Source organism: Streptomyces sp. NPDC007095, from assembly GCF_040634475.1.
GTDB lineage: Bacteria > Actinomycetota > Actinomycetes > Streptomycetales > Streptomycetaceae > Streptomyces.
The window spans coordinates 1-7,396 of record NZ_JBEYFS010000332.1; the positions used below are offsets into that span (position 1 = coordinate 1).

Here is a 7,396-nt window from a genome sequence, read left to right on the forward strand (position 1 = left end):
ATCCTCGGCTGCGGAGCCACCGTCGCCGACGCCCGCGAGTACGTCCACACCGCCCTGTCCACCAACAGCCGGGCCACCCTCACCCACGCCAAGGCTCACGCGGAGGGCCGCCGTTGACCCCGACGGTGCGCCGGCTCGCCGTAGCGCGAGGGGAGTTGGACGTGTGGCTGCTGCCGCCGCCCGACTCGCCGCGTGACGTCCCGTACGACGAGCTCGACGCGTACGAGAGAGGTCGGGCCGACTCCTATCGGCGGCCCGACGACCGCCAGATGTACGCCGCGGCGCACGTGGGACTGCGCCGGGTCCTCGCCGGTTACACCGGCATCGAACCGAGCCGGCTCAACCTCGCCGGCGAGCGGTACAACGGCAACGGTGAACGCCACGGCCGGCCCGTGGTGCTCGGCGTGCCCGGCGGCGCCCCCCAGTTCTCGCTCTCGCACAGCCACGGCCTGGCGATCGTGGTGGTGGCGGAGTCACGAGTGGGCGCCGACGTCCAGCGGCTGCCGTCGCCCCAGACCGCCGAGGCGTGTCTGCCGGCGCTGCATCCGGCCGAGCGGGAGGAGCTCGAGAAGATTCCCGAGCACGAACGGACCATGGCCTTCGGCCGCCTGTGGACACGGAAGGAGGCGTATCTGAAGGGGCTGGGCACCGGACTGACCCGGGGAGCCGACCTCGACTACCTCGGTGAGGCGGGGCTGGCCGAGCGGCCGACGGGTTGGGTGGTGGGCAACCTGCCCCTGTGTTCCACCCACATCGCGGCGGTGGCGCTGGCCGGGGCGGGGGATCGCCCCGTCGCCCTTCGCGCCGTGCCCACCGCCTATCTGTACGCCCCGGACGCGGTGGAACGTCTTGTGGAGATGGAACCGGGGTTGCGATCCATGCTGCGGGATCCCGCGCAGCACGGGGATCTGGAGCGCTGAGGAAATGGGGGGACTGCGGGTCGGCCTCAGGGAGCGGGGTGTCCTGCGCTGGTCGCGCAGTTCCCCGCGCCCCTAAAGGGGCACGACCAAGGGGCCGGAGAGTTCCTGTGAACTCTCCGGCCCCTTCGGCCTGTTCCACCCCGGGGGGGGTCAGGCCGCCGCCCGCCAGGTGCGGGGGCCGTCGAAACCGGTGACGCGTTCGGGGCGGCGCCACAGGGCGACGACCTGGTGCTTGCGGGCCGTGTCGTCGGGTGCGACGCCGGGGCCCGCGGTGACGGCCATCAGTACCGCGGTCAGCGCGGCCAGCTCCTCCGGGGAGGGGCAGCCGCGCTCGATCCGGAAAAGCGGACCGGCCGCGGGTTCGAGAACGGGATCGGGGGCGGGATCGGGAACGGGGACAAGGGCGGGGCGCTGGATGCTCATGGTTTCCTCCCTGCTCACTGAGGCGGGTTGCCGTGCTTGCGGCGCGGCAGCTCGGCGTGCTTGGCCGCGAGCATGGCGAGCGAACGGGCCAGGACCGCCCGGGTCTCGCGCGGGTCGATGACGTCGTCGACCAGCCCGCGTTCGGCGGCGTAGTAAGGGTGGACCAGCTCCTCCTTGTACTGGTCGATTTTCTCTTGACGCATCGCGTCGGGATCGTCCGCGGCCGCGATCTCCCGCCGGAAGACCACGTTGGCGGCCCCCTCGGCCCCCATGACCGCGATCTCGTTGGTCGGCCAGGCCAGCGCGATGTCGGCGCCGATGGAGCGGGAGTCCATCACGATGTACGCGCCGCCGTACGCCTTGCGCAGCACCACCGAGACCCGCGGCACGGTCGCGTTGCAGTACGCGTAGAGCAGCTTGGCGCCGCGCCGGATGATGCCCTCGTGCTCCTGGTCCACGCCCGGCAGGAAGCCGGGCACGTCGACCAGCGTGACCAGCGGGATGTTGAAGGAGTCGCAGAACTGCACGAACCGCGCGGCCTTCTCGCTCGCCTTGATGTCCAGGACACCCGCCATGGCGGCCGGCTGGTTGGCGACGATGCCGACGGTGTGGCCGTCGATCCGGGCCAGGGCGCAGACGATGTTCGGGGCCCAGCCCGCGTGCACCTCCACGTAGTCGCCGTCGTCGACGAGTTCCTCGACGACCCCGCGTATGTCGTACGAGCGGTTGCCGTCGTGCGGCACCAGGTCGAGCAGCACGTCTCCGGACCGGTCGCCCGGGTCACCGCTGACGTGGCGCGGCGGCAGTTCGCGGTTGTTGGACGGCAGCAGCGACAGCAGATAGCGCACCTCGGCGAGGCAGCTCTCCTCGTCGTCGTGGACGAAGTGCGCCACTCCGGAGACCGCGCCGTGCACGTCCGCGCCGCCGAGTCCGTTCTGGCTGATCTCCTCGCCGGTGACCGCACGGACCACGTCGGGCCCGGTGATGAACATCTGCGAGATGTCCCGGACGGCGAAGATGAAGTCGGTCAGGGCGGGCGAGTAGGCCGCGCCGCCCGCGCACGGGCCGAGCATCACGCTGATCTGCGGGATGACACCGGAGGCCCGGGTGTTGCGCTGGAAGATGCCGCCGTACCCGGCGAGCGCGGAGACACCCTCCTGGATGCGGGCGCCCGCACCGTCGTTGAGGGACACCAGCGGCGCCCCGGCGGCGATGGCCATGTCCATGATTTTGTGGATCTTGCAGGCGTGGGCCTCGCCCAGCGCGCCGCCGAAGACACGGAAGTCATGGGCGTAGACGAAGACCGTACGGCCCTCGACCGTGCCCCAGCCGGTGATCACACCGTCGCCGTAGGGCTTCTTCGCCTCCAGTCCGAAACCGGTCGCCCGGTGCCGGCGCAGCGGTTCGACCTCCTGGAAACTGCCCTTGTCCAGCAATAGTTCGATGCGCTCGTGAGCGGTCAGCTTGCCCTTGGCGTGCTGTCGTTCGGTCGCCTTCGGGTCCTGCCCGGCACGGGCGATGTCCTTGCGTTCGGCCAGCTCCATCAGCCGGCCGCCCAGTTCGATGGGTATCGCGGGCTCCATGTACGGATCTCCCATTCAAGTGGATCAAGAGGAAAGACGGTTCGGTCAGCGGGCGAGCAACGCGGTCAGCTCGCCGACGGTGCTCTCCCGCAGCACCTCGGCGGGCACCTCGGCGTCGAGGGCGCGCCGGATCCGGCGCCCCAGGTGCAGGGCGTCGAGCGTGTCCAGGCCCTGGCCGCGCAGTGGCAGACCGGGCGAGAGCCGGTGCCCGGGCGGGACCGCGAGCAGGTGGTGCAGTTCGAGGCGCAGACAGTGGCCGATGGTGCGGGCACGCGCGTCGGGGGTCATGGCGCGCAGCTGGACCGGATCCGGGAGCCGGTCCAGCCAACTGCACGGGGTGTCGTCACTCAGGGGACTCATGGGGCTGCCTTTCAGGGAGAGGGCCGGGCCCGAGGAGTGCCGGTTCCGGCCGGTGGCTGGGAGGGAATCGACGTGTCCGCCCCGCGAGCAGCACCGCGAGTGCCGCCGCCGACGAGGCGAGCCCTCCCACGTACAGGCCGCAGCGCGCACCGTGACGGACGGTGAGCCAGCCCACGAGGAGGGCGCCGAGTGGGGTGAGTCCTTGCAGGATGAGCGTGTAGAGCGCCATCACCCGGCCGCGGTAGGCGGCGTCGCTGCCCAACTGGATGCGGTGGTTGGCGGCCTGGGCGAAGTAGAGGGTGGCGAAGCCGGTCGGAAACAGCAGCACGGCCGCCCACACGTAGGTGGGCGACCAGCCTGCCGCCGTCTCGAGGAGCCCGAAGGCCAGTGCGGAGGCGGTGACGGTCAGGGCGGCCGGTCGGGCGCTGCGTGCGGTGGTGGCGAGCGCGGCGAGCAGCGAACCGGCGGCGAACGCCGTGGTCAGCAGCCCGAACGCGGTCGCGCCCGAGTGGAAGACGGTCTTGGCGAGCAGCGGCAGGGTGAGCTGGAAGTTGAAGCCGAACAGGCCGACCACGGCGACCAGCGCCAGCGGCACGAACAGGTCGGGGCGCCCGCGCACGTACCGCAGCCCGTCGACCACCTTGACCCCGCGATCCGGCGGAGCCGTGCGCAGGAGTTCCCCCGGGCGCATCAGGCGCAGCCCGGTCACGGTGGCGAGATAGCTGGCCGCGTTGAGCAGCATGGCCGTCCCCGCGCCGACCGCGCTGATCAGCAGTCCGGCGAGGGCGGGACCCACCACGCGGGCGGTGTTGAAGTAGGCGGCGCTGAGCGCCGAGGCGTTGGGCAGCAGCTCGGGGCCGACCATCTCGCTGACGAACGCCATCCGGGTGGGCACCTCGACCGCGTTGACGGTGCCGAGGCCCAGCGCGAACAGATACAGCTGCCACAGCTGGGCGGAGCCCGCCAGGACGAGCACGGCGAGTGCCAGCGCGAGGGCGCCGGAGACGAGGTTGGCAACGGTGAGCAGCAGCCGCTTGTCGTGGCGGTCGGCGAGCCGGCCACCGTACAGCGTGAACAGCAGCAGTGGGGTGAACTGGAGCGCGGTCACCGTGCCCAGGGCCGTGCCGGAGTCCCCCGTCAGGGAGAGCACCAGCCAGTCCTGGGCGGTGACCATCATCCAGGTGCCCGCGACCGAGACGACCTGGCCGGCCGCGAAGAGCCGGAAGTTGCGCACGGCCAGGGACCGGAAGGGCGTACGGCGGCTGCCGCCGCCCGCGGTCCACTTGCCCCTCCCGACCCTTCCGGCCTTCCCTCCCCTCCTCGCCCTCTTCGCCGTGTCCCTGGCCTCGGGCCGTGTGGTCGTCATGGCATCAAGGGGCCACGGACGCGCCCGCGGACCGGCGCGCGAGGCATTCCTCGAAGAACGCGAACGCGCGCAGGTGGTAGGTGCGGGCGGCCCAGCCGAGGCTGATGTTGTGCCCGGCGCCGGGCTGACGGTCGACGGCGGCGGACGGCGCCGAGGCGAAGTGCGCGGCGAGGTCGGCGACGGTGTCCTCGTCGTGGTGCCACCACAGTTCCTGCTCGGCGAACGTCAGCCGCACCGGAACCTGCACGGCCGCCGCCGCGACCGGGAACCGCCGCGGCCACTGGAGTGCCTCGGCCTGCTCGCGCGGGGGCATCGGGGCGACCAGGGCCTCCGCCTCGCGGAAGGTGTTCGGCGGGTAGAAGCGCAGGGCACCCCAGTTCCGCTTCCAGTGCCGGTGCTGGTGTGGGTCGGGGCCGCCCTCCGGGTGGTCGACCGCGTAGTCCCGGCCGAGCCCGGAGATGTCGAGCCCGAGCAGCGGCGGTACGGCCGGATCCGGATCGCCGGCCTGGCAGGCGGCGTACGTCAGGGCGAGCTTGCCGCCGAAGGAGTGCGCGAGCAGGAACACCCCGGCGCCCGTCTCGGCGCGGCCGGCCAGGTGCCGCAGCGCCGCGTGCAGCGCCGCGGACTGCTCGGCCAGGCTCTGACCGCTCGGGGCGTCCGCGGCGGACAGCCCGTAGCCGGGCCGGTCGACGGCGACCATGGTGTAGCCGAGCCGGGCTCCGAGGGCGAGGAGGGAGACGTCTGGGTGGGCCTGCCCGTCGAAGTACCCGGCGCTCATCCCTCCCCCGTGCACCGCGACGACCGTGGCCCGCGGTGGCCCGGACGGTTGGGCGATCAGCGCGGAGAGCGTGACGTCACCGGCCGCCAGGGCGACGGGGCGCACACCCGGGGACATCGAGGGCATGGCCGAACCGGTTACGGACGAGGGGATGGTCTCGACCGTGGGAACGCTCACTGGGGTACTTCCTCTCGTGTTCGTGCTCTCGTGTTCGTGCTCTCGTGTTCGTGCTCTCGTGTTCGTGCTCTCGTGCGGAAGGGATGCCGGTGGTGGTTCTCAGCGGGCTTCGGGCGCGCCGAACCAGCGGTGCAGCGTCGCGCACAGCTCCGCCGAGCCGGTGTCCGCCCAGGCCACATAGCCGTCGGGGCGGACCAGCACGGCGGCGGCGCCGCCGAACGCGGCCGGGTCCTGCGGAGTACCGGTGACGACGGAGACGCGGTCCTTCCAGCGGGCGGCCGCCTCGCGCAGCACGGAGTCGTCGGCGAGGTCGAGCAGCACGCCCTGGGCGGCATGGAGAAGTTCCGGTGTACGGACCTCGCCGGCGGCGGTGTTCAGCGCCCGCGGCGGCAACCGGCGCCCGACCAGCGAGTCTCCGGCGTCCCCGAGGTCGTAGCGGACGTCGAGGTGGCTGACCACCCCGGCGAGATGCCGCTTGACCGTGTCGAGGCCGATGAGCTCGGCGAACAGATCGCGCAGCGGCTGGGACTCGGGGCCGCCGAGAAAGACCGTGCCCTGTGCCTTGGTGTTCATCAGCAGCCGCGCGCCTACCGCGTGACGCTCGTCGTGGTAGGTGTCGAGCAGTCCCTCGGGGGCCCGGTCCTGGACGGTCGCCGCGAGCTTCCAGCCGAGGTTCACCGCGTCCTGGACACCGGTGCTCAGTCCCTGGCCGCCGGCCGGCAGGTGGATGTGCGCGGCGTCGCCGACGAGCAGCACCCGCCCGCGCCGGTACTCGGTGACCTGGCGGGTGGCATCCGTGAAGGAACTGACCCAGTCCGCGCCGCCGCCGGAGATGTCCTCACCCGTCAACCGCTCCCAGGCCGCCGCCACTTCGGCGAACTCCGGGGTCTCACTGCGGTCGGCCGGCGGGGTGCCGTGCTCGCACACGATGATCCGGTCCACGCCCTCCTTCAGCGGGGCGGCCATCACCATGCCGCCGGGCAGCCGCTCGCCCAGGAAACGCGGCGGGATCTCGCAGCCGACGACATCCGCGAGGTACATGCCACGGGTGGCGGGCGTACCGGGAAAGTCGAAGCCCGCGGCCCTGCGCACCGGGCTGTGCCCACCGTCGGCGCCCACCAGGTACGCGGCGCGCAGCGTGCGCTCGCCGTCGGGTGCGGCCACGGTGACGGTGACCCCGGTCCCGTCCTGCTCCAGCGCCAGGAACTCCCAGCCCCGCCTGATGTCGGCGCCGAGCTCACGCGCCCACTCCTCCAGGACCGCCTCCGTCTGGGACTGGGGGACGCCACGGGCTCCGAAGTGGGCGTCCTCCAGCACGGTGTAGTCGAACTGCACCCCGCCGAAGTGGCCCATCGGGCTCTTCTCCAGCCCGCCGAAGCGCGGGACAAGACCGCGCTGGTCGAAGGACTCCATGGCGCGGGCGGTGAACCCGAGCCCGCGCGACTGTCCTGTGGGCCGCGCCAGCCGCTCGGCGACAATGACACTCACCCCGCCCAGCCGCAGTTCCCCGGCCAGCATCAGCCCGGCCGGGCCGGCGCCGACGACAATGACGTCCGCGTCCATCTGCGCGTCCATGGGTGTCCTCTCCTCGCGCGCCCGGGCGCGCGTCGCATCGGTGGGTGACGTGCGGTGCCTCAGCTGTGCGTGTGCTGTGCGTGTGCTGTGCCTGTGTTCGGTCCGTGCTGTGCCTGTGCCGGTCCGTGCTGTGCCTGTGCCGGTCCGTGCTGTGCCTGTGCCGGTCCGTGCTGTGCCTGTGCCGGTCCGTGCTGTGCCTGTGCCGGTCCGTGCT

Annotated in this window: 7 protein-coding genes and 1 pseudogene; 2 read left to right on the forward strand and 6 right to left on the reverse strand. The window is 72.3% G+C overall.

Going from position 1 to position 7,396, the window contains the following annotated elements; translation table 11 throughout:
• Together ABZ656_RS53490 and ABZ656_RS53495 are read left to right on the forward strand one after the other, a co-directional pair.
• Nucleotides 1-117, forward strand: a pseudogene (locus ABZ656_RS53490) (cyclase); the annotation flags it as partial.
• Complete coding sequence (locus tag ABZ656_RS53495; RefSeq protein WP_129592043.1) at nt 114-920, forward strand: 4'-phosphopantetheinyl transferase superfamily protein; 807 nt, start codon at nt 114-116, stop codon at nt 918-920. The pseudogene ABZ656_RS53490 and the gene ABZ656_RS53495, both read left to right, overlap by 4 nt.
• A gap of 150 nt (nt 921-1,070) precedes the next feature.
• Here the strand turns inward: ABZ656_RS53495 and ABZ656_RS53500 are convergent, their stop codons facing one another.
• The 6 genes from ABZ656_RS53500 to ABZ656_RS53525 all read right to left on the reverse strand — a co-directional run bounded on the left by ABZ656_RS53500 (nt 1,071) and on the right by ABZ656_RS53525 (nt 7,182).
• Complete coding sequence (locus tag ABZ656_RS53500) at nt 1,071-1,343, reverse strand: acyl-CoA carboxylase subunit epsilon (protein WP_101399163.1); 273 nt, start codon at nt 1,341-1,343, stop codon at nt 1,071-1,073.
• 14 nt (nt 1,344-1,357) lie between these two features.
• A complete protein-coding gene (locus ABZ656_RS53505; RefSeq protein WP_218977807.1) occupies nt 1,358-2,941 on the reverse strand; it encodes an acyl-CoA carboxylase subunit beta in 1,584 nt (527 codons plus the stop codon).
• 30 nt (nt 2,942-2,971) lie between these two features.
• Complete coding sequence (locus ABZ656_RS53510; RefSeq protein WP_075033383.1) at nt 2,972-3,286, reverse strand: acyl carrier protein; 315 nt, start codon at nt 3,284-3,286, stop codon at nt 2,972-2,974.
• A complete protein-coding gene (locus tag ABZ656_RS53515) occupies nt 3,270-4,652 on the reverse strand; it encodes an MFS transporter (protein WP_101399159.1) in 1,383 nt (460 codons plus the stop codon). The genes ABZ656_RS53510 and ABZ656_RS53515 overlap by 17 nt, the downstream gene beginning before the upstream one ends.
• Nucleotides 4,653-4,656: 4 nt before the next feature.
• On the reverse strand, nt 4,657-5,556 hold the full coding sequence (locus tag ABZ656_RS53520) for an alpha/beta hydrolase (RefSeq protein WP_180362348.1): 900 nt from the start codon (nt 5,554-5,556) through the stop codon (nt 4,657-4,659).
• 150 nt (nt 5,557-5,706) lie between these two features.
• Nucleotides 5,707-7,182: an FAD-dependent monooxygenase gene (locus ABZ656_RS53525; RefSeq protein WP_360279373.1), complete on the reverse strand. Its 1,476-nt coding sequence runs from the start codon at nt 7,180-7,182 to the stop codon at nt 5,707-5,709.
• Nucleotides 7,183-7,396: the final 214 nt, after the last annotated feature.

Coding starts and splice junctions, on each gene's coding strand:
- ABZ656_RS53520 (WP_180362348.1), bottom strand. CDS start 5,556: ATGCCCTCGATGTCCCCGGGTGTGCGCCCCGTCGCCCTGGCGGCCGGT.
- ABZ656_RS53510 (WP_075033383.1), bottom strand. CDS start 3,286: ATGAGTCCCCTGAGTGACGACACCCCGTGCAGTTGGCTGGACCGGCTC.
- ABZ656_RS53515 (WP_101399159.1), bottom strand. CDS start 4,652: ATGACGACCACACGGCCCGAGGCCAGGGACACGGCGAAGAGGGCGAGG.
- ABZ656_RS53525 (WP_360279373.1), bottom strand. CDS start 7,182: ATGGACGCGCAGATGGACGCGGACGTCATTGTCGTCGGCGCCGGCCCG.
- ABZ656_RS53500 (WP_101399163.1), bottom strand. CDS start 1,343: ATGAGCATCCAGCGCCCCGCCCTTGTCCCCGTTCCCGATCCCGCCCCC.
- ABZ656_RS53505 (WP_218977807.1), bottom strand. CDS start 2,941: ATGGGAGATCCGTACATGGAGCCCGCGATACCCATCGAACTGGGCGGC.